This window comes from Luteimonas salinisoli, from assembly GCF_013425525.1.
Classification (GTDB): domain Bacteria; phylum Pseudomonadota; class Gammaproteobacteria; order Xanthomonadales; family Xanthomonadaceae; genus Luteimonas; species Luteimonas salinisoli.
This window is the reverse complement of the sequence record NZ_JACCKA010000060.1, coordinates 42,939-67,050: the sequence shown is the minus strand read 5'-3', so window position 1 is coordinate 67,050 and position 24,112 is coordinate 42,939. Positions and strand designations below refer to the sequence as shown.

The 24,112-nt window shown below is 72.5% G+C and carries 23 protein-coding genes; 6 read left to right on the top strand and 17 right to left on the bottom strand.

The features are described from left to right. The 5 genes from H0E84_RS09960 to H0E84_RS09940 all read right to left on the bottom strand — a co-directional run bounded on the left by H0E84_RS09960 (position 1) and on the right by H0E84_RS09940 (position 5,961). A complete protein-coding gene (locus H0E84_RS09960) occupies positions 1–1,314 on the bottom strand; it encodes a peptidylprolyl isomerase (protein WP_180678498.1) in 1,314 nt (437 codons plus the stop codon). Further along, entirely contained in the window at positions 1,311–3,710 is a 2,400-nt protein-coding gene (gene lptD, locus H0E84_RS09955) for an LPS-assembly protein LptD (protein WP_180678497.1), read from the bottom strand. Before lptD ends, H0E84_RS09960 begins: the two co-directional genes overlap by 4 nt. Positions 3,711–3,867: 157 nt before the next feature. Then, positions 3,868–4,803, bottom strand: coding sequence for an arginase family protein (locus H0E84_RS09950; protein ID WP_180678496.1), 936 nt, complete (start codon positions 4,801–4,803; stop codon positions 3,868–3,870). Then, positions 4,800–5,354, bottom strand: coding sequence for a cob(I)yrinic acid a,c-diamide adenosyltransferase (locus H0E84_RS09945; RefSeq protein ID WP_180678495.1), 555 nt, complete (start codon positions 5,352–5,354; stop codon positions 4,800–4,802). Before H0E84_RS09945 ends, H0E84_RS09950 begins: the two co-directional genes overlap by 4 nt. 22 nt (positions 5,355–5,376) lie before the next feature. After that, complete coding sequence (locus tag H0E84_RS09940; RefSeq protein ID WP_180678494.1) at positions 5,377–5,961, bottom strand: hypothetical protein; 585 nt, start codon at positions 5,959–5,961, stop codon at positions 5,377–5,379. A gap of 129 nt (positions 5,962–6,090) precedes the next feature. On the opposite strand from H0E84_RS09940, the gene ubiH reads away from it, so the two are divergent. Both ubiH and H0E84_RS09930 read left to right on the top strand, forming a co-directional pair. Further along, complete coding sequence (gene ubiH / locus H0E84_RS09935; protein ID WP_180678493.1) at positions 6,091–7,308, top strand: 2-octaprenyl-6-methoxyphenyl hydroxylase; 1,218 nt, start codon at positions 6,091–6,093, stop codon at positions 7,306–7,308. Continuing rightward, a complete protein-coding gene (locus tag H0E84_RS09930) occupies positions 7,308–8,483 on the top strand; it encodes a UbiH/UbiF family hydroxylase (protein ID WP_180678492.1) in 1,176 nt (391 codons plus the stop codon). The genes ubiH and H0E84_RS09930 overlap by 1 nt, the downstream gene beginning before the upstream one ends. A gap of 65 nt (positions 8,484–8,548) precedes the next feature. Here H0E84_RS09930 and H0E84_RS20480 read toward each other — a convergent pair whose 3' ends face one another. From H0E84_RS20480 to H0E84_RS09905, 5 genes are all read right to left on the bottom strand, one after another. After that, entirely contained in the window at positions 8,549–9,040 is a 492-nt protein-coding gene (locus H0E84_RS20480) for an EF-hand domain-containing protein (protein ID WP_257644164.1), read from the bottom strand. A 121-nt stretch (positions 9,041–9,161) separates the two neighbouring features. Beyond that, entirely contained in the window at positions 9,162–10,208 is a 1,047-nt protein-coding gene (gene rlmM, locus H0E84_RS09920) for a 23S rRNA (cytidine(2498)-2'-O)-methyltransferase RlmM (RefSeq protein WP_180678491.1), read from the bottom strand. A 64-nt stretch (positions 10,209–10,272) separates the two neighbouring features. Next, positions 10,273–10,848: a nucleoside deaminase gene (locus tag H0E84_RS09915; RefSeq protein ID WP_180678533.1), complete on the bottom strand. Its 576-nt coding sequence runs from the start codon at positions 10,846–10,848 to the stop codon at positions 10,273–10,275. Further along, positions 10,848–11,225: a hypothetical protein gene (locus tag H0E84_RS09910; RefSeq protein ID WP_180678490.1), complete on the bottom strand. Its 378-nt coding sequence runs from the start codon at positions 11,223–11,225 to the stop codon at positions 10,848–10,850. Before H0E84_RS09910 ends, H0E84_RS09915 begins: the two co-directional genes overlap by 1 nt. A gap of 14 nt (positions 11,226–11,239) precedes the next feature. Continuing rightward, a complete protein-coding gene (locus H0E84_RS09905) occupies positions 11,240–13,027 on the bottom strand; it encodes a glutamine--tRNA ligase/YqeY domain fusion protein (RefSeq protein WP_180678489.1) in 1,788 nt (595 codons plus the stop codon). Between the two features lie 200 nt (positions 13,028–13,227). Here H0E84_RS09905 and H0E84_RS09900 point away from each other — a divergent pair, with 200 nt between their 5' ends. Beyond that, positions 13,228–15,411: a diguanylate cyclase gene (locus H0E84_RS09900; protein WP_180678488.1), complete on the top strand. Its 2,184-nt coding sequence runs from the start codon at positions 13,228–13,230 to the stop codon at positions 15,409–15,411. 64 nt (positions 15,412–15,475) lie between these two features. Then, positions 15,476–16,399 (top strand): DMT family transporter, encoded by a 924-nt coding sequence (locus tag H0E84_RS09895; protein ID WP_180678487.1) that lies wholly within the window; start codon positions 15,476–15,478, stop codon positions 16,397–16,399. Positions 16,400–16,430: 31 nt separating this feature from the next. Here the strand turns inward: H0E84_RS09895 and H0E84_RS09890 are convergent, their stop codons facing one another. The 6 genes from H0E84_RS09890 to H0E84_RS09865 form a co-directional block, all read right to left on the bottom strand. Beyond that, complete coding sequence (locus H0E84_RS09890) at positions 16,431–17,075, bottom strand: hypothetical protein (protein WP_180678486.1); 645 nt, start codon at positions 17,073–17,075, stop codon at positions 16,431–16,433. 3 nt (positions 17,076–17,078) lie between these two features. After that, complete coding sequence (gene rnk / locus H0E84_RS09885; RefSeq protein ID WP_180678485.1) at positions 17,079–17,492, bottom strand: nucleoside diphosphate kinase regulator; 414 nt, start codon at positions 17,490–17,492, stop codon at positions 17,079–17,081. Between the two features lie 104 nt (positions 17,493–17,596). Next, entirely contained in the window at positions 17,597–18,541 is a 945-nt protein-coding gene (gene oxyR, locus H0E84_RS09880) for a DNA-binding transcriptional regulator OxyR (RefSeq protein ID WP_180678484.1), read from the bottom strand. Between the two features lie 82 nt (positions 18,542–18,623). Next, entirely contained in the window at positions 18,624–20,216 is a 1,593-nt protein-coding gene (gene ahpF / locus H0E84_RS09875) for an alkyl hydroperoxide reductase subunit F (RefSeq protein ID WP_180678483.1), read from the bottom strand. A 220-nt stretch (positions 20,217–20,436) separates the two neighbouring features. Continuing rightward, the gene (gene ahpC, locus H0E84_RS09870) at positions 20,437–21,000 is read right to left on the bottom strand and encodes an alkyl hydroperoxide reductase subunit C (RefSeq protein WP_180678482.1); all 564 of its coding nucleotides are present in this window, start codon (positions 20,998–21,000) and stop codon (positions 20,437–20,439) included. Positions 21,001–21,125: 125 nt separating this feature from the next. Further along, positions 21,126–21,440 (bottom strand): hypothetical protein, encoded by a 315-nt coding sequence (locus H0E84_RS09865; RefSeq protein ID WP_180678481.1) that lies wholly within the window; start codon positions 21,438–21,440, stop codon positions 21,126–21,128. Here H0E84_RS09865 and prmC point away from each other — a divergent pair. Both prmC and pip read left to right on the top strand, forming a co-directional pair. After that, complete coding sequence (prmC, locus tag H0E84_RS09860; protein WP_180678480.1) at positions 21,425–22,276, top strand: peptide chain release factor N(5)-glutamine methyltransferase; 852 nt, start codon at positions 21,425–21,427, stop codon at positions 22,274–22,276. The two genes, H0E84_RS09865 and prmC, sit on opposite strands and share 16 nt — an antisense overlap. A 39-nt stretch (positions 22,277–22,315) precedes the next feature. Continuing rightward, positions 22,316–23,257, top strand: coding sequence for a prolyl aminopeptidase (pip, locus tag H0E84_RS09855; protein ID WP_180678479.1), 942 nt, complete (start codon positions 22,316–22,318; stop codon positions 23,255–23,257). Positions 23,258–23,277: 20 nt separating this feature from the next. Here pip and H0E84_RS09850 read toward each other — a convergent pair whose 3' ends face one another. Then, complete coding sequence (locus tag H0E84_RS09850) at positions 23,278–24,024, bottom strand: energy transducer TonB (protein WP_180678478.1); 747 nt, start codon at positions 24,022–24,024, stop codon at positions 23,278–23,280. Positions 24,025–24,112: the final 88 nt, after the last annotated feature.

Genomic DNA, 24,112 nt, shown 5'->3' with positions numbered 1-24,112 from the left:
TCAGCCGCCGGCGTCGTCGCCGGCCGCAGCCGTGCCGGTACGGATGTCGACGAAGGCCTCGCCGCGCATCTGCCGCAGGAACCGGTCCCATTCGTCCTCCAGCTTGCGCTGGCCGATGGCCTCGCGCACCTGGTTGCGGCGGGTCTCGTTGCCGGCGGCGCTGGCCTGGCGCGAACCGATGCGCTGCACCACGTGCCAGCCGGCCTGGGTCTTGAAGGGCGCGGAGATCGCGCCGTCCTCGAGCGACGCGACGCGGCCCCCGAACTCCGGCCCGAACTGCTCGGCGGTGAACCAGCCGAGGTCGCCGCCGCGCTCGCGCGATGCCGCGTCGTCGGAGTGCTCGGCGGCCAGCGTCGCGAAATCGGCGCCGTCGGCCGCGCGTGCGCGCAGCGTCTCGGCGCGGGCGCGGGCCTGCTCGTCGCTGGTGTCGCCGCCGCTGCGGATCAGGATGTGCCGTGCCTGGTACTCGGCCACCGTGGCGGCGCCGCCGCTCTCGCGGGTGGACACCAGCTGCAGCAGCTGGAACCCGCTCGGCCCGCGGATCGGCCCGATCACTTCGCCCGGCTGCATGGCGCGGAGCTGTCCGGCGAACGCGGCCGGGATCTCGTCCAGGCTGCGCCAGCCGAGGTCGCCGCCCTCGAGGGCGTTGGGGCTGTCGGAATAGCGCACCGCGGCGGCGGCGAACTCCATCTCGCCGCGGTCGAGCAGGCCCTTGATGCCGTCGATCTTCTGCTGTGCGGTGGCGATCTGGTCCGCCGTGGCGCCGTCCGGCAGCGCGACCAGGACGTGGGCGAGCTGGTACTGGGTGCCGCCGCTGGCCTGGCTCTCGAGCGCGGCGTCCACCTCGGCGTCGCTCACCGAGATGGTGCTCTGGGCGAAGCGCTGGCGCAGGCGCTGGACCATCAGTTCGTCGCGAAGCGAGTTGCGGAAATCGGCGAACGACATCCCCTCGGCGGCGACCTGCTGGCGCAGCTGCTCGGCGCTGAAGTTGTTCTGCTGGGCGATGTTGGCCACCGCGGCGTCGATCTCGGCGTCGCCGACGCGGACGCCAGTCGCGGCGGCGCGGTCGGTCTGCAGGCGCACCAGGATCAGGCGCTCGAGCACCTGGCGCTCCAGGACCTCGCGCGGCGGCAGCTGATCGCTGCGGTCGGCGTACTGGGCCAGGATGTTGGTCACCGCGCGGTCGAGCTCGCTCTGCAGGATGACGTCCTCGTCGACCACGGCGGCGATCCGCTCGAGTGGCTGGACCTGCTGCGCCAGCGCGGCGCTGCCCAGCAGCGCGGCGGCGAGGAGGGAAAACAGGAGTTTCTTCATGGCAGGGGATCGATCATGTGGTCGTCGTCGGTGTCGCCGTCGAGCTCCGATGGCGGGACGAGATAGAGGTCGTCGCGGTAATAGCCGAGAATAGCACGGCGCAACCGGCCTTCCGTGTCCGGGCCGGCAGACCCTAGCCCCTTGAGCTCGACCTCCAGCTGAATGGCGTTGTTGGTCTCGCCGATGCGGTTGCGCACGTAATGCCGGCCGACCAGGCGCACCGCCAGGCAGCAGCTGTCCCACTGCACGCCGGCAATGCCCTCGAGCACCTTGCTGTCGCGCAGCGAGTAGTAGTAGCGCCCGACCAGGCTCCATGACGGGTTGAGCGGATACAGGAACGAGAAGTCCACCTGTTCGAGCTGCTCGCGGCGATAGCGGTAGTTGAAATTGACGATCCCGTCGTCGCCGATCAGGTAGCGCGTGCGCAGGCTGACCAGGTCGTCGCGGCGGATCTTGGGATCCCACTGGTAGGCGGCGCCGAGGGTCCAGCGGTCGTTGATGGCGTAGTTCGCCTGGGCCACCCACGACGACTTGCCCGCCTCGAGCGGGTCGGCGCCCGGTTTCAGGGTGACGCGGGAATCGTCGAAGTAGCGGATCTGGCCGATGCTGGCCGAGAGCTTCTCCAGGCCGTCGGACTCGCGGATCAGGCGGGTGGTCAGCGCCACCGTCAGCTGGTTGGCATCCGCCTGGCGGTCGCCGCCAGAGAAGCGGTTGTCGCGGAACAGCTGCCCCCAGCTGAAGGTCATCGCGCGGGTGTCGAACAGCGGCAGGTTGGTCTGGTCGCGGTATGGCGTGTTGAGGTAGAACAGCCGCGGCTCGAGGGTGTGCAGGTAGCTGTCGCCGCGGAACAGGGTCTCGCGGTCGAAGAACAGGCCGGCGTCGACGCTGGCGATCGGCAGGCTGCGCGTCGGCGAGGGGTCCGGCTCCGCGCCGCCGGTCGCCAGGTTCTCCGCGAGCTGGTCGTCGAGCCTGTAGGCGGTGTAGCGCCAGGCGAGCGTCGGCCGGACGTACCAGGCATCGCCTTCGACGGGGACGGAGACGAAGGGCTTGAGGTCCACGCGGCTGCCGCCGGGCCTGGGGTCGCGGCCGCCGGGGGTCGCGGGATCCGCGATGTGGCCGAACCGGGTGGCGTCGGCGGACAGCCCGGCCACCACCCAGCGGCCGAACGGCCGTTCCCAGTTCACGAACGCGCGCGGCAGGCGGTAGAACGGCAGCCGGGTTTCGGCCAGCGTGTAGTCGGACAGCATGCGGTAGTCCGCCATCAGGCCGCCGTCCCAGTAGCGGCCGCGGCCGTAGATGCCGGCGTTGCTGTTGAGGGTGCTGGAGGACCCGGTGATCAGGCTGCTGCTCTGGTCCTCGATGTAGCGCGGATCGCTGATCCAGCTGAGGGACGCGCGCGCCTGCCAGGTCCGGTTGATGCGCTGGCGGCCCGAGTAGCGGAACAGGCCGCGGTCGTCCTTGCGGCGGTTCTCTTCCGGAATGCCGAGCTCGATCTCTTCCTCGCGGCCATCCCGGGCGAGGCGGTCGGAGGGCAGGTACTCGACGTCGAAGGTGCCGTTGCCGCCCTCGGTCAGGTAGCGGAATTCGGTGCCCAGCAGGTAGCCGCGGCGAGTCATGATCCGCGGTTCCAGGGTCATGTCGTAATGCGGCGCGAGGTTCAGGTAGATCGGCTGGCGGTAGTCGAAGCCGTTGCGGCTGGAATAGCCGATCGCCGGGTACAGCAGCCCGGTCTTGCGGCGGTCGTCGATCGGGAACTTGAACCAGGGCATGTACAGCACCGGCACCTTGCCCACGCGCAGGGTGGCGTTGCGCGCGGTGCCGAAGCCTTCCTCGAGGTCCACGTCGATGCGTCCGGCGCGCAGCTCCCACCAGCGCTGGCTGGGGGGGCAGGTGGAATAGGTCGATCCCGTCAGGACGCCCTGCTCGCCGGCGAGCTCGGCGCGTTCCGCGCCGCCGTTGCCGCGGCGCTCGATCAGCTGGTAGCGGACGTTCTCCATGTTGTGGGAGTCCGCCTCCTGGTCGCCGGTCAGGCGGTCGGCGACGATGCGCATGCCCGAATCCTGGTAGCGCACGCTGCCGTCGGCCACGTAGGTCGAGGTCTCGGCGTCGTAGGTCAGGTTGTCGGTGGCCAGGAACTGGTCGCCGCGCCGCAGGGTGACGTTGCCCTCGAAATTGGTCACCTGGTCGTAGACGCCGGCCAGCTGGTCGCCGTCGATGTCGGTGGGCTGGTCCTGGCGGTCCCCTGCACTGCCGACCGGCGGCGGGGCGTCGGGAAACTCGGGCACCGCATCCTCCAGGGGGCACAGACGCCAGTCCTCGGGGCGTTCCTCGGCCAGGGCGTTCAGGGACAGCGCGATGCACAGCGGCAGCGGCAACAGGCGGAGGGCAGGGCGCACGCAGAAGTCCGGTCGGGCAAACGGCCGCCAGCATGCCGTATCCACTGTGAAGCGGCAATTCGATCACGGTCGCGGCCATCGCCCGCCCGGGAAGCGGCCAGGCGCCCCTGGTCTTGCGGCGCAACCGGTGCTGAACGCCCCGAAGCGGGCGCCCGGCTCAGGGCGTGGCGACGGTCGCGCCGAACATCGCCCGCACGTGGGCCAGGCTGCCCTCGCGCAGGGCCTGCAGGTCGTAGCCGCCCTCCAGCATCGACACCATGCGGCCGGCCGAATGGCGCGCGGCAAGGGTGCGCAGTTCGGCGGTCAGCCAGGCGTAGTCCGCGGCGTCGAGCTGCATCTGCGCCAGCGGGTCGCGCCAGTGCGCGTCGAACCCGGCCGAGACCAGCAGCAGCAGGGGAGCGAAGGCATCCAGTTCGGGCAACAGGCGTTCGCGCCAGGCGTCGCGGAACATGCGGCTCCCCGCGCCCGGCGGCAGCGGCGCATTGACGATGTTGCCGACCCCGCGGTCGGTCCTGGCGCCGGTGTCGGGAAACAGCGGAGACTGGTGCGAGCTGAGGTACATGACCCGGGGGTCGGCGTCGAAGATCGCCTGGGTGCCGTTGCCGTGGTGGACGTCGAAGTCGACGATCGCCACCCGCGCCAGGCCGTGCGCGTCGACGGCGTGGGCGGCCGCCACGGCGATGTTGTTGAACAAGCAGAATCCCATCGCCTCGCCGCCGGTGGCGTGATGGCCGGGAGGGCGCACCGCGCAGAAGGCCGTTTCGGCCCCGCCGTTCATCACCGCGTCCACCGCGGCGACGCCGGCGCCGGCCGCGCGCAGCGCGGCTTCGGGCGAGCCCGGCGAAAGCACGGTGTCCGGATCCAGCGGGATCGATTCGGTGGCTCCCGACGCCAGCACCGCATCGAGCAGCGCGGCCGCATGCACCCGCAGCAGTTGTCCGCGGGTCGCGCGCGGCGCCTCGTGCCATTCGAGGTCTGGGATGCCGTTGCGCAGCGCCTGGATCACGGCGCCGAGGCGCTCCGCGCGCTCGGGATGGCCCGGCCCGGTGTCGTGGCCGAGGCAGGCGGCGTGGGTGTAGAGCCTGGGCTTCACCGCCGCCGGCGTTCGTGCCGCCACAGCACTTCGCCGTGGCCGCCGGCGCGCGCCAGCACCCGGGCCAGCACGAACAGGAGGTCGGAGAGCCGGTTGAGATAGCCGATCGCCTGTGGCCGCACCGCTTCGCGGCGCGACAGCGTGACCGCGGCGCGCTCAGCGCGGCGGACGATGGTGCGGGCCAGGTGGCAGCGCGCCGCGGCCTCGCCGCCTCCGGGCAGAATGAACTCCTTCAGCGCCGGCAGCTCGGCGTTGTAGCGGTCCATGTGCTGCTCGAGCGCGGCGACGTCGGCGTCCTCGATCGCGCCGTGGCCGGGAATGCACAGCTCGCCCCCGAGATCGAACAGCTGGTGCTGCACCGTGGTCAGCAGCTCGGCGACGTCGGCGGGCATGGCGCAGGCGAGCAGCAGGCCGATCGCCGAGTTGGCTTCGTCGACGGTGCCGTAGGCGTCGACCCGCGCCGAGTCCTTGTCGACGCGGCTGCCGTCGCCCAGCCCGGTGGTGCCGTCGTCGCCGGTGCGGGTGTAGATCTTCGAGAGGCGGTTGCCCATCGGCGCGCCCGGCGCTCGGCGATCAGCGTCGCGGCGCGTCGAGGGCGGGCTGCCCGGCCTGCAGCCGCGCCACGGTGGCATGCGCGGCGGCCGCTAGCCCGGCATAGAGCGCGGCGACGCCCAGATAGGCGGGGAGCCAGTCGCTGTAGTTCTTCCACCAGCCGGCCAGGTCCGGTGCGGGGACGCTGGCGCTGAGCCAGTAGAAACTGCCCTGCGCGACCAGGTGGCAGAGCGCCACCGAGACCAGCAGGCTGGCGGCGCCCAGCCCGAGCGAACGCGGGCCGATGCCGCGGTGATGGTTGCGCAGCCACCAGCCGCCGCCCCACAGCGCGAGATGGGCCGGGACGAGCGCCCAGTACGCCGGCGAGATGCAGTAGTGCTGCCAGAAGCTGAGGCCCTGGGCGGTGATCACCAGCGCGTCGACCAGGACCGCCAGCGCCATCAGCGCCGGAAACGCCCAGCGGGTCCAGTCGCGCAGGTAGAAGCCGCCGAGGAAGAACACCGCCCAGGAGGCGTCCGGCACCGCCGCGAAATGATGCACGCGGGTGGTCGCCATCAGGGCGGCCAGCAGGACCAGGATCAGGGCGCGGCGGGAAGTGGCGGTCATGGGCTGGTTCCGGGAGACAGACGGGCATTTTAGCGGAACGGCGCGGCGGCCGTGCGGATCCCGCCGCGGCGGTGCGAAACGCCGGGGCAGCGCGACGCCGGGCAGCGGTGCAGCGCTTATCATGCCGGCATGCGTTCCGATCATGACGTGGTGATCGTCGGCGGCGGCCTGGTCGGCGCCAGCCTGGCGATCGCGCTGGACCGGGCCGGCGTCGACGTCGGCCTGGTCGAGTCGACGCCGTCCGGCGAGCTGCCGGCGGTGTTCGACGAGCGCAACCTCAGCTTCGCCGAGGCCACCGTCAACGCGCTCGCCGCGCTCGGCGTGCTGCAGAAGCTGCGCGCGCCGGCCGGGGCGATCCGCCGCATCCACGTCAGCCGCGCCGGCGATTTCGGCCGCGTGCTGCTGGAAGCCGCGGATTTCGGTCGCGACAGCTTCGGCCAGGTGGTGGTGGCGCGCGACTTCGGTATGGCGCTGGCGGAGCGGCTGGACGGGCTGCCCCTGCTGACACGCTATCGCCCGGCGCGCTTCCTGGGCTGCGCCCGGGCCGGGGACAGGCAGCAGGTCCGCATCGCCGACGACGGCGGCGAACGGGTGCTGCGCGCGCGCCTGCTGGTCGCCGCCGACGGCACCGGCAGCGCCGTGCGTGGCGCGCTGGGGATCGGCGCCGAGACCCACGACTACGGACAGACCCTGCTGGTCGCGCGCGTGCGCGCCGCCCGCGCGCCCGACGGCACCGCCTACGAGCGTTTCACCGCGCACGGGCCCACCGCGCTGCTGCCGCGCGGAGACCGCCACTACGGGGTGGTCCATGGCGTCGCGCGCGCGCAGGCGGATGCCGCGATGGCGCTGGACGAGCAGGGGTTTCTCGCGCGCATCCAGCGCGCCTTCGGCTGGCGCGCCGGGCGTTTCGTCTCGGCCGGCGCGCGCAGCGCCTATCCGGCGCTGCGCATGGTCGCGGCGCGCACCACGGCCGCGCGCGCGGTGCTGGTCGGCAACGCCGCACAGACCCTGCACCCGGTCGGCGCGCAGGGCTTCAACCTGGGACTGCGCGATGCCCTGACCCTTGCGGAGCTGGTCGCCGCGCAGCGCCGGGACGGTGCGGATCCGGGCGACGACGGCGTGCTGCGGGCGTATGCCGCGCGACGGCGCGAGGACCGCGAGCGCACCCTGGCGTTCTCGGACGGGTTGGCGCGGATGACCGCGGCCGATGCGCCACTGCTGGGCCCGCTGCGCAGTCTCGGCCTGCTCGCGGTGGACCGCGTGCCCGCACTGCAGTCGCTGCTGGCGGGCGGTGCCATGGGCTACCGCGGCGACGTGCCGGCGCTATGCCGGGCCGGGCAGGCGTGATGCGGCGCCGGCGCAGCGACGTGGCGGTGGTCGGCGGCGGCGTAGTCGGCGCCGCCTGCGCGCTGGCGCTGGCGCGATTGGATCTGTCGGTCGAGCTGGTGGAAACGGCCGCGCCGCCGCCCTGGTCGCCGGAGCGGCCGGACCTGCGCGTCTACGCCTTCGCCCCCGACAATGCGCAGCTGCTGCGCGAACTGGACGCGTGGGAGCCGGTGCGCGCCGCCCGCGCGCAGCCCTACCGCCGCATGCGCGTGTTCGACGCCGGCGGCGGCGGCGAGCTGGTGTTCGACGCCGATGCCCTGGGCAGCCGAACGCTGGGCTGGATCGTCGAGCACGGCCTGCTGGTCGACCGGCTGTGGGCGGCGCTGCCCGCGGCCGGTGTGCAGCTGCGCTGTCCCGGACGCGTGGAGGCGCTGGAGCAGGACGGCGACGGCGTGCTGCTGCGGCTGGACGACGGTGGCCGCGTCGCCGCGAGGCTGGCGATCGCCGCCGACGGGGCCGAATCGACGCTGCGCCGCCTGGCCGGCGTCGCCGTGCACGCGCACGACTACGGCCAGCGCGCCGTGGTGGCCTACGTGGGCACCGAACGCGGCCACGAGGACACCGCCTGGCAGCGCTTCCTGCCGGGCGGGCCGCTGGCGTTCCTGCCCTGCGCAGACGGCGCCAGCTCGATCGTATGGACGCTGCCGGACGCCGAGGCGGCGCGGGTGCTGGAACTCGACGATGCCGGGTTCGGCCAGGCGCTGACGCGCGCGTTCGACGCACGCCTCGGCGCGGCCGCGCCGCTGTCGCGGCGGGTCGCGTTCCCGCTGCGGCGCCAGCTCAGCGGACAGATGCTGGCGGGCCGGGTGCTGCTGCTGGGCGATGCCGCGCACGTGGTCCATCCGCTGGCGGGCCAGGGCGTCAATCTGGGCCTGCGCGACGTCGCGGCGCTGCGCGAGGCCGTGCTGAAGGCGCGGCGGCGGAGAATCGACTGGAGCGCGCCGCAGACGCTGCAGCGCTGGGCCCGCGGCCGCCGCAGCGAGAACACGGCGGCGGCCTACGCGTTCGACGGCATCAACCGGCTGTTCTCCAACGACGCGGTCGTGCCGACCCTGCTGCGCGGCCGGCTGCTGGGGATGGCGGGAAGGATGCCGCCGCTGATCGGCGCGCTGTGGCGCCGGGCCGCCGGGGGCTGAGACCCGGAAAACGGACGCCCCGGCCGGGGCCGGGGCGTCTTCCAGGCGGGTCGCCGCCGGCGAAACTATCTGGTCCAGCCGGAGAGTTCGTCGGGGGTCAGGCGGCCGTCGCCGTTGCTGTCGGCGACGTGGAACTCGGCGGTCAGGCTGGCGTTGGTTCGCGCCTCGGCGCGGCTGATACGGCCGTCGCCGTTGGCGTCCAACGCGGCGAAGTCGACGCGGTAGTCGCCGACCACCGAATCCGGCAGGTGCGAACTGATCCGTACCTCCTGGCCGTCCTGCATCAGGATCGCCGTGCCCGATGCGGCAGGCGCCGGTGCCGGAGGGGCACCCGGACTGGTGGGCGTCGTCGGCGGCGTCGGCGTGGTCGGGGGCGGGGCCTGCTGCACGGGAGGCTGCGCCGGATCGACCGGCTGGGCAGGATCGACCGGGGTCTCCGGCGTGGTCTGGGCGGCCGGGTCGACGGTGGTGGTGGGGGTCATGGCGTCCTGCGCGAACGCCCAGGGCGCGCTGCAGGCGAGCAGGGCGATGGCGAGTGCGGGGTTCCGACAGGTCATGGGGCGCTCCTCGGAAGGGGGGTCGAAGCCGCGGGATTGCCGCCCGCCGGCCTCGGGCGCCACCGTAGCCCCGACGGGATGAAGGTGGCTTGAAACCCGCACCGCCCCGTCCTGCCGCGCTTCAGCCGCGGCTGGCGAATACCGTGATTTCCTCGCGGTCGTGGTAGAGCTGCCGCGCACGTACGGTCAGCGGGGAGCCGGTTTCGTCGGCGAACAGGTCCAGGCACAGCCGCGTCTCCTGCCAGCGCCGCTTCATCGGCAGCTTCAGGTTGAAGATGGCGTGACGGCACCAGCCCTCGCGGAACCAGGTCGCCATCCGCGACGCGACGCGGCGCGGCTGTTCGACCATGTCGCAGACCATCCAGTCCAGCGGCGTTTCCGGCGACCAGCGGAAGCCGTCGGCGCGCAGGTGGTCCACCAGGCCGGTTTCGTGCAGCTGCGGCTGCAGCGGACCGTTGTCGATCGCGGCGACGTGCAGGTGGTAGCGGGTCAGCACCCAGGTCCAGCCGCCCGGCGCGGCGCCCAGGTCGGCCGCGCGCATCCCGGGCCTGAGCCAGGCCTCGCGTTCGCGTTCGCCCAGCAGCGACAGCAGCGCTTCCTCCAGCTTCAGAGCCGAGCGCGCCGGCGCGCCGGCGTGCAGCCTCAGCCGCGGGATCCCCAGCGGCCACGGCGCGCCGTCGGCCGGCTGCCCGCGGCCGAGCAGCACCCGGTCGCCGGCGACGAAGCAGACGTGCAGGCGCGGCAGTCGCGGATCCTGCTGCGCGGTGAGGAAGCCGCGCGCGCGCAGCACCGGGCGCAGCGCGTTGCCGAAGCTGCGCGCCAGCCCGGACAACGGCTTGCCGGCGTCCGAGTCCGGATGCTCCATCCACAGGTCGCCGTAGCGGCCGCGGCCTTCCAGCGCGGCCAGCACCGGCGTCATGCGGTCGCGCGGATCCGGCGCCGCGATGTCCGCGATCAGCGCCAGCTTCTGCCGCGCGAATACCAGCTCCTTCCACGGCAGCGCCGCGGCCAGCGGCTCGCCGCCGTCGCGGTGGAACAGCAGGTAGCCGTCGTCGCGGGTGGCGCGCGCATGGCCGGCGACGCCGGCGAGCGCCGCGCGTTCGGTCAGCTCGGCCGCCAGTTCGGGTTCGAATCCGGCGCGGCAGTAGCACAGCAGGGCGTCTTGCATCGGGCTTCCGTTGGCTCGTGCGGTCGATGGATCGCGACGCGTCGGCGCGCCGCGGAGGTCGCGCTCAGTAGCGTCCGCCGCCGGATCCGCCGTAGCCGCGCAGCACCTCGCAGGCGGCTTCGCGGTGGAGGTCGCGCACCACCTCGATGCCGCGCCGTCCGAGTTCGCCGATCCAGTCGGCCGGCAGCGGGCCCTCGTCGAACTCGGTCAGCGCCATCACGTCCTCGGCGCGCGCGCCGATCAGCAGCCGGTCGATGCCGGCCCAGATCGTGGCGCCGTAGCACTGGCAGCACGGCTGCGCCGAGGTCGCCAGGACATAGGGCCCGACCGCGCGGTCCGCGGCATCGCGGTTGAGGCGCGCGCGCTGCAGGCGCTGCTGCGCGAGCATGTAGGCCATGGTCTCGGCGTGGGCCAGGGAGCAGTTCTGCGGCAGTACCCGGTTCACGCCCACCGCGACGATGCGGTGGTCCGGGCCGAAGACCGCCGCGCCGAACGGCCCGCCGCTGCCGGCGTCGACGTTGCGCCGCGACAGCTCCACCGCAAGCGCCACCTTGCCGGCGTCGTCGGGGATCGTCGCCGTGGGGTCGACGGCTTCGTGTACCCAGGCCGGCAGGGTGAGGTGGACCTGCGCGTACAGCATCATTCGAGCGGCGCCTGCAGCGACTGCTGCAGCGCCTCGCAGCGGTTGCTCACGCAGCTGCACGCGGAAATTTCCCGGAACCCGCAGACCGAGCTCATCGCGCTGTCCGCGCAGCGCGCGCGCACCGCGTCCGGGTCCGGCTGCGCATCGCGATTGACGCAGGCGGGAAAGTAGCCGCAGCAGTTGCCGACGTTCTTGACCGCGCAGTCGGCGTCGCTGGCGCAACTGCGGTCGAGCTGCAGCGGATCCGCCGCGGCGGGGACGCGTTCGGGCAGCGGAACCGGCGAGCCCGGCTGCGGGGCGGCAGCGCAGGCGCCCAGCGCCAGCGCCGATGCCAGCAGGAAGGCGGACAGGGTTGCCGGCGGAAGCATGCGCATTCTGACCTCCGTGGTCAGGCTTTCGACGCCCAGGTGTCGCGCAGCGTCACACTGCGGTTGAACACCGGGGCATCGGGTCGGTGATCGTGGCGGTCGGCGACGAAGTAGCCGAGCCGTTCGAACTGGAAGCCCTGCTCGGGCGCGGCCTGCGCCGCGGCGGGCTCGACGTAGCCGCGCACGGTACGTCGAGATTCGGGATTGAGATGGTCGCGGTAGGTCAGGCCGCCGGACTCGTCGTCGGGGTCGGCCACCGAGAACAGGCGGTCGTAGAGGCGGATCTCCGCGGCCACCGCCTGCGCCGCGCCGACCCAGTGCAGGGTGCCCTTCACCTTGCGGTTGGCGCCCTCCATGCCCGGGCGCGATTCCGGATCCAGGGTGCCGCGCAGTTCGACGACCGCCCCGCCGGCGTCCTTGACCACCTCGTCGCAGCGCACGATGCCGGCGCCGCGCAGCCGCACTTCGCCGCCGGGAATCAGGCGCTTCCATCCCTTCGGCGGGACCTCGGCGAAATCGTCGCGCTCGATCCACACCACGTTCGAGAACGGCACCGCGCGCCGGCCCCGGGTCTCGTCCTTGGGATGGTTGGCGAACGACAGGGTCTCCGCGTGGCCGTCCGGCAGGTTGGTCAGCACCAGCCGCAGCGGGTCGACCACCGCCATGCGCCGCTCCGCGTGCGCATCGAGGTCGTCGCGCAGCGCCCCCTCCAGCACCGAGAAGTCGATCACCGAATTCTGCTTGCTGATGCCGAGACGGTCGACGAACAGGCGCAGCGCCGCGGGCGTGTAGCCGCGCCGGCGCAGGCCCTGCAGGGTGTACATGCGCGGATCGTCCCAGCCGTCGACCAGGCCGTCGGCGACCAGCGCCGAGAGCTTGCGCTTGCTCATCACGGCGTAGTTGATGTTCAGCCGCGAGAACTCGATCTGCCGCGGCCTGCCGGCCTCGGACGGCAGGCCGCGCTCGAGCAGCGGGCGCAGCAGCCCCGGGTCGCCGGCGAGGTCGACACGCTCCACGCACCAGTCGTAGAGCGGGCGGTGGTCCTCGAACTCCAGCGTGCACAGCGAGTGGGTGATGCCCTCCACGGCGTCGCCGAGCGCGTGGGCGTAGTCGTACATCGGGTAGATCGGCCAGGCGTCGCCGGTGTTCTGGTGGGCCACCTTCTTGATGCGGTACAGCGCCGGATCGCGCAGGTTGATGTTGCCGCTGCTCATGTCGATCTTCGCGCGCAGGGTGCGCGCGCCGTCGGCGAATTCGCCCGCGCGCATGCGTCGGAACAGGTCGAGGTTCTCGTCCACGGCGCGATCGCGGAACGGCGACTCGCGGCCCGGCGCGGTGAGGGTGCCGCGGTACTCGCGCACCTGCTCGGCGCTGAGGTCGCAGACGAAGGCGTCGCCCTGGCGGATCAGTTTCTCGGCGGCGAGGTAGAAGACCTCGAAGTAGTCCGAGGCATGGCGCAGGCTGGCCCATTCGAATCCGAGCCAGCGCACGTCGTCCTGGATCGCCTCGACGAACTCGGGATCCTCCTTCGCCGGGTTGGTGTCGTCGAAACGCAGGTTGCAGCGCCCGCCGAACTCGGCGGCGAGCCCGAAGTCCAGGCAGATCGCCTTGGCGTGGCCGATATGCAGGTAGCCATTGGGCTCGGGCGGGAAGCGGGTACGGATGGCGCGGTGCCTCCCGCTGGCCAGGTCGTCGCGGACGATCTGGCGGACGAAGTCCTGCCGGCCCTCCACGGCAGCGGGATCGGGATCGGGAGCGGTGCGGGGGGAGGCCGACGGCGGTCGGGCGGGGGGGGCGGGGCTGCTCATGCGTCGGCTGCGGGGGAAAACGAACAGTGTAGGGCCTGCCTGCCGCTCTGCGGCGGATGCGGGAGAATGCGTACTGCGTCGGGTGCCATGTGTGACGGTATTATCATTTGTGGCACGCGTCTTGCGAGCAGCCAGGTAGACGGGGGGATCATGGATTTCAGCGATCGCGATGCGCAGGATGCAGGGTCCGGGGAGTCCGCGTGAGCCGAATCGGCCGCCGGCACCGCGATCACGATGCCGTGTTCCTGGCCGGCTTCGCGCTGCTGGTGTGCCTGCTCGCTGCAGCGGTGATCGCCGCCGGCGGCGAAAGTCCGGCGCAGGTCGCGGTTTCGCTGGCGCCGGGCGGCGGCGGCGAAGTAGTGGCCGACGGGCGCGTGCTGCGCCACGAAGGGGGGCGGGCGCAGCGGAGCCACGCCCGGCTGCGCTTCACCCTGGCGCCGGCGCAGCCGGAGACGCCGGGCCGGGTGCTGTGGCTGCCGCGCGAGCCGGTCGGAGCGCTGTGGATCGAGGCGGGCGACTGGCGCAGTCCGAGCCGCGGCTTCTTCGGCTCCGACGGCCAGGGCGTGCTCGCGTCCGGCTACCGGCTGCGGCTGCCGGCCCACTGGCAAGGGCCGCTGGAGCTGGATCTCCACGTCGAAGGCGGCGCGGCGGCTGCACTGCGTCCGCTGGTGCTCGACGACGACGAGGCCGCGCGTCTGGAGCAGCGTGCCGTGGCGATCGCCGCCACCGTGTATGCGGCGTTGCTGACGCTCTCGCTGCTGGCGCTGGCGCTCTACGGCGCGGCGCGCGACCGGACGTTCCTGCTGCTGTTCGCCTGCGCCACCCTGGCGCTGTTGATGCTGGCCGCGATCAACGGCCACCTGTACGCGATGCCGGTGCTGGGACTGTTCGCGGCCTGGCAGGCGCAGGGCATGTGGGCTCTGGTGTTCCTGTTCCTGGCCTGCTGGCTGAAGCTGGTTGAGCACTACGTCGGGGCGGATGGACTCGGCGCGGCCGTCACGCGCGCCTTGCGCGTCGCGGTGGGCATGCTGCTGCTGCTCGCCGCCATCTGCCTGCTCGATCTGCGCCTGCTCGATCCGGTGATGCAGCCGCTGGCGGCCCTGGGCTGGGTCGCAAGCGGACTGGGCGGCATGGCGCTGCTGATGGATGCCGGCCGCCGCCGCGTGGCGATGGCCTGGCCGCTGCTGCTGGTGGTGCTGGCTACGCTGCTGCTGGTGCTGCTGCGCCAGCTGGCAGGGCAGGGCGTGCTACCCGGGCTGGCGGCGATGCGCTACGGCTTCCAGGCCGGGGTTGTGGCCACCCTGATCGTGTTCGCGGTCGGCCTGGTGAGCCGGATCAGCGAATACCGGGACCAGCGCGACCACGACCGGCTGGCGCGCGCCGACACCGAGCGGCGGATGCAGCGCGAGGCCGCCCGCACGGATCTGGTCAACGCGCTGCAGGCCAAGCTGCGCACGCTCGCCCCGGGAGATATCGAGTGGACCGGGTTCCGCATGCTGTTCGACCAACTGTTGCCGCTGTTGCCGGTGGAGTCGATGGTGGCGGTGGCTCACGGCTTCCACGGCCGCGACCTGCTGGTCGTGCACCCGCACGGCGAGAAGGACCGGGTAGGCGCGGAGCTGCAGCCGAGGTTGCTGCCGCTCAAGCGCCAGGCCGCCAACGGCATCGCTCTGCAGCAGCCGCTGACCACGCCGGACTCCCTGGCGATCGAAGCGGTGATCCCGCTGCAGATCCGCACGCCTTCCTGGGGCGCGGTGCTGTTGCGGCGTCCCGGCGGGGACGGGTTCACCAGCGACGAAATGGCCCTGGCGACCGAATTCGTGCGCCTGACCCAGGTCCAGATCGACCAGGCGATCGCCGCGGTCAACCTGCGCCGGTCGGCCGAGCTCGATGCCCTGACCGGCAGCTTCAACCGCCGCTCGATCGACCAGTGGCTGACCCGCGCCTTCACCGAGGCCGAGCGCGACGACCAGCCGGTGTCGGTGCTGTTCGTCGACCTCGACCGCTTCAAGTCGGTCAACGACCGCTTCGGCCACGCCTGCGGCGATCATTGCCTGCGCGCCGCCGCGACGGCGCTGCGCGGCGCGCTCGGCGAGCGCGACATCTTCGGCCGCTACGGCGGCGAGGAGTTCATCGCGGTCCTACCGGGCCGCGGCGGCGCCGCGGCCCGGCAGGTCGGCGAGGACCTGCGCGCGGCGGTGGAGCGGCTGGTGATCGAATGGGAGGGTCAGGCGCTGCGCCTGACCGTCAGCGTGGGGGTGGCCACGCGGCGCGACGGCGAGCACAGTCCGGCGGCGACCATCGACCGCGCCGACAAGGCCCTGTATGCGGCGAAGCGCGGGGGACGCAACTGCGTGCACGTGGCGCCGGCGGTCTTCACCTGACGGCGCCCTCCCGCGGCGACTGCCGGCCTGCTAAGGTCGCGGCCTTTCCGTGCGGAAGCGGCGCATGCAGCAGGAACGCAACCACGACCGCGCCGCCCTGCTGTGGATGCTGGCGGGCGCCTCGCTGATCGGCACCAATGGCCTGATGGTCCGGTTCGCGGAGACGCCGCCGACGGTGTCGGCGTTCTACCGGGTGCTGTTCGGCGGCCTGCTGCTGTGGCTGGTCGTGGCGGCGCGACGCGATTGGCGGCCGCTGCCGACGCGCGCCTGGCTGTGGGTGCTGGCGCCGGCCACGGCGTTCGCGGCCGATCTGTGGCTTTGGCATCGCAGCATCCTGCTGGTCGGCCCGGGGCTGTCGACCCTGCTGGCCAACGTGCAGGTGTTCGCGATGGCGCTGGGCGGGGTGCTGCTGTACGGCGAACGCGTCGGGGTACGGTTCCTCGCCGGATTGCTGCTCGCGTTCTTCGGGTTGTGGCTGTTGCTGGGAGGCGAGTGGAGCAGTCTGCCGCGCGAGTACCGTTGGGGGGTGCTGCTGGGGCTGGCCACCGGCGTCTGCTACGCCGCCTACAACCTCGGGCTCAAGCGCGCGCAGCAGGAGGCGCGCCAGGCCACCGCCGGTGCCGCGCCGATCGCCCAGGTGCTGGCGCTCGCGTCGCTGGGCTGCGCACTGCTGCTCGGTGCGGCCGGCGTGGCCGAGGGGGTGTCGTTCGCGATCCCGTCCTGGCGCTCGCTGGCCTGGCTGCTGCTGCTGGCCGGCGTCGGCCACTGCCTGAGCTGGGTGCTGATCTCGCGGGCCATGCCGCACCTGCGGGTGGCGGTGGTCGGCCTGCTCCTGCTGCTGCAGCCGGTGGTGGCGTTCGTGCTCGACGTCGCGCTGCTCGACCGCGCCACCAGTCCGCGCGAGTGGCTGGGGCTCGCGTTGACCCTGGCCGGGATCTTCCTCGCCGGCCTGCGCGGCCGCGCGCGGCTGCCCGCCCAGCCGGCGTGAACCGCCGGCCCCCGTCTCCCCGGCAACGCGCTCAGCGCAGCTCGATCGCGCAGACGTAGACCAGCTCGCAGGCGCCCGCCCCGGTGTCGTCGCGGGTGAGCGAGCTGCGCCAGCGCCAGCCGTCGGCGGCCCGGGCCTCGATCAGCCAGCCGTCGATGCGCACGTCGTCGCCGGCGCGTACCCGCTGCAGCGCCGCCGCGGTGGCGGCATCGGAGGGGACCAGGTGCATGTTGGCGCTGCTGCGGGCGATCTCGCGCGCGGGGATCGGAGGTTCGCCGCGCCAGCGGTACCGGTAGAACCGCGCGGACTGGCTGATCCGCAGCCGGTCCAGCACGGCGTCCTCGCGCATGCGCTGCCAGCCCAGCGCGAGGTCGGTCGGAGAAAGCGCGGCCTCGCGTCCGCGCGCGTAGTCCTGGCGCCCGAGGACCCGCGCCTCCACGCTGAACCCGGCCAGCGGGGTGAGGGTCGCCGCCTCGAGCCGGACCGGGCGCAGGCCGGCCGGCACCTCGCTCTGCAGCGGCGCCGCGCCCGGCGCCGTCTGCGGCGGCGGCGGGCAGTGCGGCACTTCTCCGGCGGCCAGCGCGGGCGCGTCGGGTTGGCGGGGGGACTGCGGCGAAAACCACCAGCCGAGCGCCGCCAGCGCCAGGCCGAGCACGGCAAGCGCCCTCAGGCTCACGGCTCAGCCCTCGGCGCGTGGCGCCACGGCGGTCACGCGCAGGCGCAGCTTGCGCCCGCCGGGCGCATCCCAGTCGATGTGCTGACCGACCGCCAGCCCCAGCAGCGCGCTGCCGACCGGGGCCAGTACCGAGACCCGGCCGCTGGCCACGTCGGCCTCGCCGGGGTACACCAGCACCAGGCGATGGCGGGTGCCGCTGTGGACGTCCTCGCAGTCCACGGTCGAGTGCATGCCGACGACGTCGGAAGGCACGGCGGCAGCCGGTCGGACCTCGGCGCGGGCCAGTTCCGCCTGCAATGCGGCGGCGGCCGGATGCCTGCGCCAGGCCTCGGACTCGAGCAGCGCGTCCAGGCGCGCGGCATCGACGTCGGACACGACGATCGCTGGCGGCAGGCCGCCGGGGCTCTGGTCTGGCATGGCACGCTCCTCGAGGGGGCGCCGACGCCGGCGCACAACGATGCGGGCGGCGCATTCCGCGCCGCCCGACATGACGACAACCCTAGCCCCACTCCGGGAGGCGTTCAAGCCGAGGGCGGGGCCGCAGCGGGGGCATTCCCCCGCGGGCGATACTCGAACAGTTCCGGAGGCAGCCGCGCGAACACGTCCGCCAGCTGGTGGAGAAAGGCGTCCATCGCCGAACTCCGGCGCCACACCATGGCGATCCGGCGGCTGGGTCGGGAGTCCTGGAAGGCGAGCAGCCGGATCGAGCCCGAGCGCGCCACCGGCGGCTGGACCGCGAGGATCGGCAGCAGGGTCACGCCCACGTTGGCGGCCACCATCTGGCGCAGGGTTTCGAGGCTGGTGGCGCGGAACTCGCTGCGCTCGCCGGCACCGCCGAGGTGGCAGACCTCGAGCGCCTGTTCGCGCAGGCAGTGCCCGTCCTCCAGCAGCAGCAGGCGCTGGTCGGCCAGTTCCTCCATGCGCAGCGCGCTGCGCCCGGCGAGCGCGTGTCCCTCCGGGACCGCCAGCATGAAAGGCTCCTCGAACAGCGGTTCGCAGTGCAGCTGATCGTCGTCGACCGGCAGGGCCAGTACCGCCGCATCGAGACGACCGTCGCGCAGACGTCCCAGCAGGACGTCGCTCTTCTCCTCGACCAGCAGCAGTTCGAGCTTCGGGAAGCGCAGGCGCAGGCGCGGGATCACGTGCGGCAGCAGGTACGGGGCGAGGGTGGGGAAGATCCCCAGGCGCACGGTGCCCGACTCGGGGTCCTGCTCGCGGCGCGCGGCTTCCTTCATCTGCTCGACCTCGGCGACGATGCGCCGCGCCCGCTCGGCGGCTTCGCGCCCGGCCGGCGTGAGCATCACCTTGCGCGGTGCGCGTTCCACCAGCGACACCCCCAGTTCCTCCTCCAGCTTGCGGATCTGAGTGGACAGGGTCGGCTGGCTGACGAAGCACGCGGCGGCGGCGCGGCCGAAGTGCTTGTGGTCGGCCAGCGCGACCAGGTATTTGAGGTCGCGCAGGTTCATGCGGCCACCGGTCGCCGGATGCGACGCCAGCGGGACGGTTCGTCCCCGCCCCGCAGCATACGCCGCCGCCGCCCCGGCGCGGTCACGCCGCCTCGGGGGACGCGACTCTCGCCGCCGGAGCGCTGCTGCGGATCAGGTGGTCGAATGCCGCCAGCGCCGCGCGCGAGCCTTCGCCCATGGCGATCACGATCTGCTTGTACGGCACGGTGGTGCAGTCGCCGGCGGCGAAGACGCCGGGCACGCTGGTGCGGCCGTGATCGTCGACCACGATCTCCCCGCGCGGCGAAAGCTCCACGGCGCCGCGCAGCCATTCCGTATTGGGCAGCAGCCCGATCTGCACGAACACGCCGTCCAGCTCGACGCGGTGGCTGTCGCCGCCGACACGGTCGGTATAGACCAGCGCCTCCACTCTGCTGCCATCGCCGAGCACCTGCGTGGTCTGGGCGCTGGTGATCACCGTGACGTTGCCGAGGCTGCGCAGCTTGCGCTGCAGCACCTCGTCGGCGCGCAGCCCGCCTTCGAATTCGAGCAGGGTGACGTGGCGGACGATGCCGGCCAGGTCGATCGCCGCCTCGACGCCGGAGTTTCCGCCGCCGATCACCGCGACCCGCTTGCCCTTGAACAGCGGGCCGTCGCAGTGCGGGCAGTACGCCACGCCGCGGTTGCGATACTCGGCTTCGCCGGGCACGTCCATGGTGCGCCAGCGCGCCCCGGTGGACAGCACCACCGTCTTCGCCTTCAGCGACGCGCCGCTTGCGAGTTCCAGGGCGATCAGGCCGTCGTCGCCCATCGGCAGCAGCCGCTCGGCGCGCTGCAGATCCATGACGTCGACGTCGTACCGGCGCACGTGCTGCTCCAGCGCGGCCGCCATCTTCGGGCCTTCGGTCTCGGGTACCGAGACGAAGTTCTCGATCGACATCGTGTCCAGCACCTGGCCGCCGAAACGCTCCGATACCACCGCGGTGCGGATGCCCTTGCGCGCGGCGTAGATCGCCGCCGCCGCGCCCGCGGGGCCGCCGCCGACCACCAGCACGTCGAACGGCGGCCTGGCCGCGATCTCCTCGGCGGCGCGGCGCTCGGCGCCGGTGTCGAGCCGGGCCAGGACCTGTTCCAGGCTCATCCGGCCCTGCTCGAACGGCTCGCCGTTGAGGTACACAGCCGGCACCGACATGACCTGGCGTGCTTCGACCTCTTCCTGGAACAGCGCGCCGTCGATCGCGACGTGGTGGACATTGGGGTTGAGCACCGCCATCAGGTTGAGCGCCTGCACCACGTCCGGGCAGTTCTGGCAGGACAGCGAGTAGTAGGTCTCGAAGCGGTACTCGCCGTCGAGCTGGCGCACCTGCTGCTGGATCTCCGCCGCGGCCTTCGAGGGGTGCCCGCCGACCTGCAGCAGCGCAAGCACCAGCGAGGTGAACTCGTGGCCCATCGGCAGGCCGGCGAAGCGCAGGTCGATGTCGTGGCCGGGCGAGGACAGCGCGAACGAGGGTTTGCGTTCGGCATCGTCGCGGCGCACCTCCACGGTGATGAAGCCGCTCAGCGCCGCGAGGTCGTCGAGCAGCGAGAGCAGTTCGCGCGACTTGTCGCCGTCGTCCACGGAGGCGGTGACATGGATCGGGCGGACCACCCGTTCCAGGTACGCCTCGAGCTGGGTCTTGAGATCGGCATCCAACATGCGGAGGTCCTCGTGAAAACGGCGGGGCAATAGGGGCCCGCGACGCGCCCGCTCGAAGCGGCGCACCGGGTCTGGGGAGAGGAGTGGACCGGAACCGGCGCTGCGGCGGGCGGGCGGCGGCTGGCTGCCGGCGCCGGTTCCGGTCCACTCCCACCCCCGCGGACGGGGGGTGGGAGCGGGGCGAGGATCGGCTGGCGCCGACCGCTCGCGCGCGGTCGGATCAGATCTTGCCGACCAGGTCCAGCGACGGCTTCAGGGTCTTCTCGCCTTCCTTCCACTTGGCGGGACAGACCTCGCCCGGGTGCGCGGCGACGTACTGGGCAGCCTTGACCTTGCGCAGCAGCTCGGCGGCATCGCGGCCCACGCCCTCGGCGGTCACCTCCATCACCTGGATGCGGCCCTCGGGGTCGATCACGAAGGTGCCGCGGTCGGCCAGGCCCTGGCCCTCGCGCATCACCTCGAAGTTGTTGGTGATCGTGCCGGTGGGGTCGGCCACCATCGGGTACTGGATCTTGCCGATCGCCTCGGAGCTGTCGTGCCAGGCCTTGTGCGAGAAGTGGGTGTCGGTGGAAACGCTGTAGATCTCGACCCCCAGCTTCCTGAATTCGGCGTAGTGGTCGGCCAGGTCCTCGAGTTCGGTCGGGCAGACGAAGGTGAAGTCGGCCGGGTAGAACACGACCACCGACCACTGGCCGCGCAGATTGGCGTCGGTCACTTCGATGAACTCGCCGTTCTGGTAGGCGGTGGCGGCGAACGGCTTGATTTCGGTGTTGATCAACGACATGGACGTCCTCATCGTGGGGGTAAACGAAGCCCGCCGGACGTCCGGCGGGCATGAGCGCACAGGATAGAGGTAGCCTATTGATCTGTAAAATCGATAGGTTTTATCTGTTTGATAGATTTTATATATCATAGCTGCATCTCCATCGATGATTTCAATCGCTGGAACCGTTGCCATTTCTGCTGCGTTGCAGCAAAATGAACGCGTGGACCGGCCTTGCCGGGACAGCACAGGCGGCCCAGGGCCGCGACCAGTTCCGTGTCCCGTACTCCCTCCCACGCGCGATACGGAATCTTGAAGGCGGCTTCGGCCGCCTTCTTTTTGGCCACCGCCGTCCAGGGCGCTTCTTCTCGCCGCGGCTCGTCCCGGAGCCGCGCTGCCGAAAACCCGGACATGCAGCCGCGCGCTGCGGCAGACTCGATGCCCGATGAACGATGCACCATCCCTCCGGCTGGACACGTTGCTGCACCTGACTGCGCAGCGCATCGACGCCGCCGAGGCTCGGCACCTGCTCGCGCATGCCGTGGGCAGATCCGGGGCCTGGCTGTACGCGCACGGCGACGATCCCGTGCCGCCTGGGCTGGCCGCCGATTTCGAACGCCTGGTCGCGCGCCGCGAAGCCGGCGAGCCGGTGGCCTACCTCACCGGCCGCCGCGGTTTCTGGACGCTCGATCTGGCGGTCACCCCCGATACCCTGATCCCGCGCCCCGAAACCGAGCTGCTGGTGGAACTGGCGCTGCAGCGCCTGGCGGCCGACACGCCGCTCGCGGTGGCGGACCTGGGCACGGGCAGCGGCGCGGTCGCCCTGGCGATCGCCTGCGAGCGGCCGCGGACGCGGGTCGTGGCCACCGACCGCAGCGCCGCGGCGCTCGCCGTCGCCCGCGGCAACGCCGTGACCAACGCGCTCGAGAACGTCGAATTCCGCGCAGGCGACTGGTACGCGCCGCTGGCCGGGGAACGCTACGCGCTGATCGCCAGCAATCCGCCCTACATCGCCGCGGGCGATGCGCACCTCGGCCGCGGCGACCTGCGCTTCGAGCCGGAAACGGCCCTGGTGTCCGGCAGCGATGGGCTCGAAGCGATCGCCCGGATCGCCGCCGGCGCGCCGGCGCACCTGGGTCCCGGCGGCTGGCTGCTGCTCGAGCATGGCCACGAACAGGGCGCCGCGGTCCGCGCGATCCTGCGCCGCGAGGGACTGCTCGACGTCGATACCGTCGCCGACCTCGAGCGCCGCGAGCGGGTGACCCTGGCGCGCGCCGGCTCCGTGCCGGCGGGCTGATAGACTCGCGCCCCAGTTTTCTGCCGACGGAAGACCCCGATGCGCACGCTCTATCCCGAAATCGAGCCCTACGACACCGGCACCCTGCAGGTCGACGCCCGCCACGCGCTGCACTACGAGCAGTGCGGCAACCCGAAGGGCAAGCCGGTGGTGCTGCTGCACGGCGGGCCGGGCGGCGGATCGAGCGCCAAGATGCGCCGTTTCCACGATCCGGAGCGCTACCGTATCGTGCTGTTCGACCAGCGCGGCGCCGGTCGTTCCACCCCGCACGCCGACCTGGTCGACAACACCACCTGGCACCTGGTCGCGGATATCGAGGCGCTGCGCGAACACCTGGGCATCGAGGCCTGGCAGGTGTTCGGCGGATCCTGGGGCTCGACCCTGGCGTTGGCGTATGCGCAGACCCATGCCCGGCGCGTGACCGAACTGGTGCTGCGCGGCATCTTCATGCTGCGGCGCTGGGAGCTGGAATGGTTCTACCAGGAAGGCGCATCGCGGCTGTTCCCCGAGGCCTGGGAGCAGTACGTCGCCGCGATCCCGCCCGCCGAGCGCGACGACCTGATCGCCGCGTTCCATCGCCGCCTGACCTGCGACGACGAAGCGACCCGGCTCGCGGCGGCGCGCGCCTGGAGCGTCTGGGAAGGCGCCACCTCGTTCCTGCGCGTGGACCAGGACTTCGTCCACGGCCACGAAGATCCCCGCTTCGCCCTGGCCTTCGCCCGCATCGAGAACCACTACTTCGTCAACGGCGGCTTCTTCGAGGCCGACGACCAGCTGCTGCGCGACGCCTACCGCATCGTCGACATCCCCGGCGCCATCGTCCACGGCCGCTACGACGTGGTGTGCCCGGTGCAGAACGCCTGGGACCTGCACAAGGCCTGGCCGCGCGCGGAACTGGCGATCACGCCGACCTCGGGGCATTCCGCGTTCGAGCCGGAGAACGTCGACGCCCTGATCCAGGCGACCGACCGCTTCGCGTGAGCGTGGCCTGAGCCGTTGCGTTACGGGCGCGGCGAGGCGTCGGCGTCCGGGAGCACGAGCCTGGGTGCGCCCTCCGCACGGCTCGCGGCCTCGGCCTCGGCGAGAATCTCCTCGCGGGTCATTCCGTCCACGCGCGACCGCGCGTAGGCAGGCGACGGGGCGCCGTCGGGAAAGCGCTCGCGCATCTCGGCCTCGCTGCCGAGCCCGTCGACCGCGAGCTGCAGCAACGCCGTCAGCAGGACGGTGCGCTGCGCTTCGGGGAGCGGCGCCATCATCGTCGCCAGGCTGTCCTGCATCGCCTCCTCCGAACTGCCGTCGATGCGCGCCGCGGCAGGGCCGCCCGGGCGCGCACCGGGCGGCGGACCCATGCGCATCTCCGTCCAGGTCCTCACCGGGACCGGATCCCGCGCTTCCCCGGCCGCCTCGAACCGGTGCTGGCGGAGCATCCACACCGCCCATTCCGGGCTCGCGCCTGCGGGAGCCGTCTCCGCGACCTCGATGTCGCGGACCCGGCCCTGCGCGTCGATGGTGTAGTCCAGCTTCACGGCCGTGGCCATCCCGGCGCGACTCCAGCGCGCCTGGCGCGCTTCGGAGACGCGGCGCTTCATCTCGGCGGCGCGCGGCAGCCAGTATCGCTCCAGCGCGTCGGGGTGGACCTCGAGCGGCCCGGCCGGCGCGGCGCCCGGCTCGGCACCGGCCGCAGACGCGCCCGCCATGGGCCCGAGCGATGCGACGGCGAGGACGAGGAGGAGGATCGTCTTGTACATGCCAGCTCCCTGCGGCGTTGCGTCGGCGCCAAGGATACGCACCGGATGCGGGCCCGTCAGCGCGCGGCCTGCCGCGAAGCGCGGGGAG

Excerpts from the sequence above, each read along its gene's own strand:
- H0E84_RS09895 (WP_180678487.1), top strand. The coding sequence starts at position 15,476 with ATGCAGCAGGAACGCAACCACGACCGCGCCGCCCTGCTGTGGATGCTG.
- rnk (WP_180678485.1), bottom strand. The coding sequence starts at position 17,492 with ATGCCAGACCAGAGCCCCGGCGGCCTGCCGCCAGCGATCGTCGTGTCC.
- rlmM (WP_180678491.1), bottom strand. The coding sequence starts at position 10,208 with ATGCAAGACGCCCTGCTGTGCTACTGCCGCGCCGGATTCGAACCCGAA.
- H0E84_RS09850 (WP_180678478.1), bottom strand. The coding sequence starts at position 24,024 with ATGTACAAGACGATCCTCCTCCTCGTCCTCGCCGTCGCATCGCTCGGG.
- H0E84_RS09940 (WP_180678494.1), bottom strand. The coding sequence starts at position 5,961 with ATGACCGCCACTTCCCGCCGCGCCCTGATCCTGGTCCTGCTGGCCGCC.
- H0E84_RS09930 (WP_180678492.1), top strand. The coding sequence starts at position 7,308 with ATGCGGCGCCGGCGCAGCGACGTGGCGGTGGTCGGCGGCGGCGTAGTC.
- ubiH (WP_180678493.1), top strand. The coding sequence starts at position 6,091 with ATGCGTTCCGATCATGACGTGGTGATCGTCGGCGGCGGCCTGGTCGGC.
- H0E84_RS09915 (WP_180678533.1), bottom strand. The coding sequence starts at position 10,848 with ATGCTGTACGCGCAGGTCCACCTCACCCTGCCGGCCTGGGTACACGAA.
- ahpF (WP_180678483.1), bottom strand. The coding sequence starts at position 20,216 with ATGTTGGATGCCGATCTCAAGACCCAGCTCGAGGCGTACCTGGAACGG.
- H0E84_RS09905 (WP_180678489.1), bottom strand. The coding sequence starts at position 13,027 with ATGAGCAGCCCCGCCCCCCCCGCCCGACCGCCGTCGGCCTCCCCCCGC.
- prmC (WP_180678480.1), top strand. The coding sequence starts at position 21,425 with ATGAACGATGCACCATCCCTCCGGCTGGACACGTTGCTGCACCTGACT.
- H0E84_RS09960 (WP_180678498.1), bottom strand. The coding sequence starts at position 1,314 with ATGAAGAAACTCCTGTTTTCCCTCCTCGCCGCCGCGCTGCTGGGCAGC.
- ahpC (WP_180678482.1), bottom strand. The coding sequence starts at position 21,000 with ATGTCGTTGATCAACACCGAAATCAAGCCGTTCGCCGCCACCGCCTAC.
- H0E84_RS09945 (WP_180678495.1), bottom strand. The coding sequence starts at position 5,354 with ATGGGCAACCGCCTCTCGAAGATCTACACCCGCACCGGCGACGACGGC.
- oxyR (WP_180678484.1), bottom strand. The coding sequence starts at position 18,541 with ATGAACCTGCGCGACCTCAAATACCTGGTCGCGCTGGCCGACCACAAG.
- H0E84_RS09865 (WP_180678481.1), bottom strand. The coding sequence starts at position 21,440 with ATGGTGCATCGTTCATCGGGCATCGAGTCTGCCGCAGCGCGCGGCTGC.
- pip (WP_180678479.1), top strand. The coding sequence starts at position 22,316 with ATGCGCACGCTCTATCCCGAAATCGAGCCCTACGACACCGGCACCCTG.
- H0E84_RS09910 (WP_180678490.1), bottom strand. The coding sequence starts at position 11,225 with ATGCGCATGCTTCCGCCGGCAACCCTGTCCGCCTTCCTGCTGGCATCG.
- H0E84_RS20480 (WP_257644164.1), bottom strand. The coding sequence starts at position 9,040 with ATGACCTGTCGGAACCCCGCACTCGCCATCGCCCTGCTCGCCTGCAGC.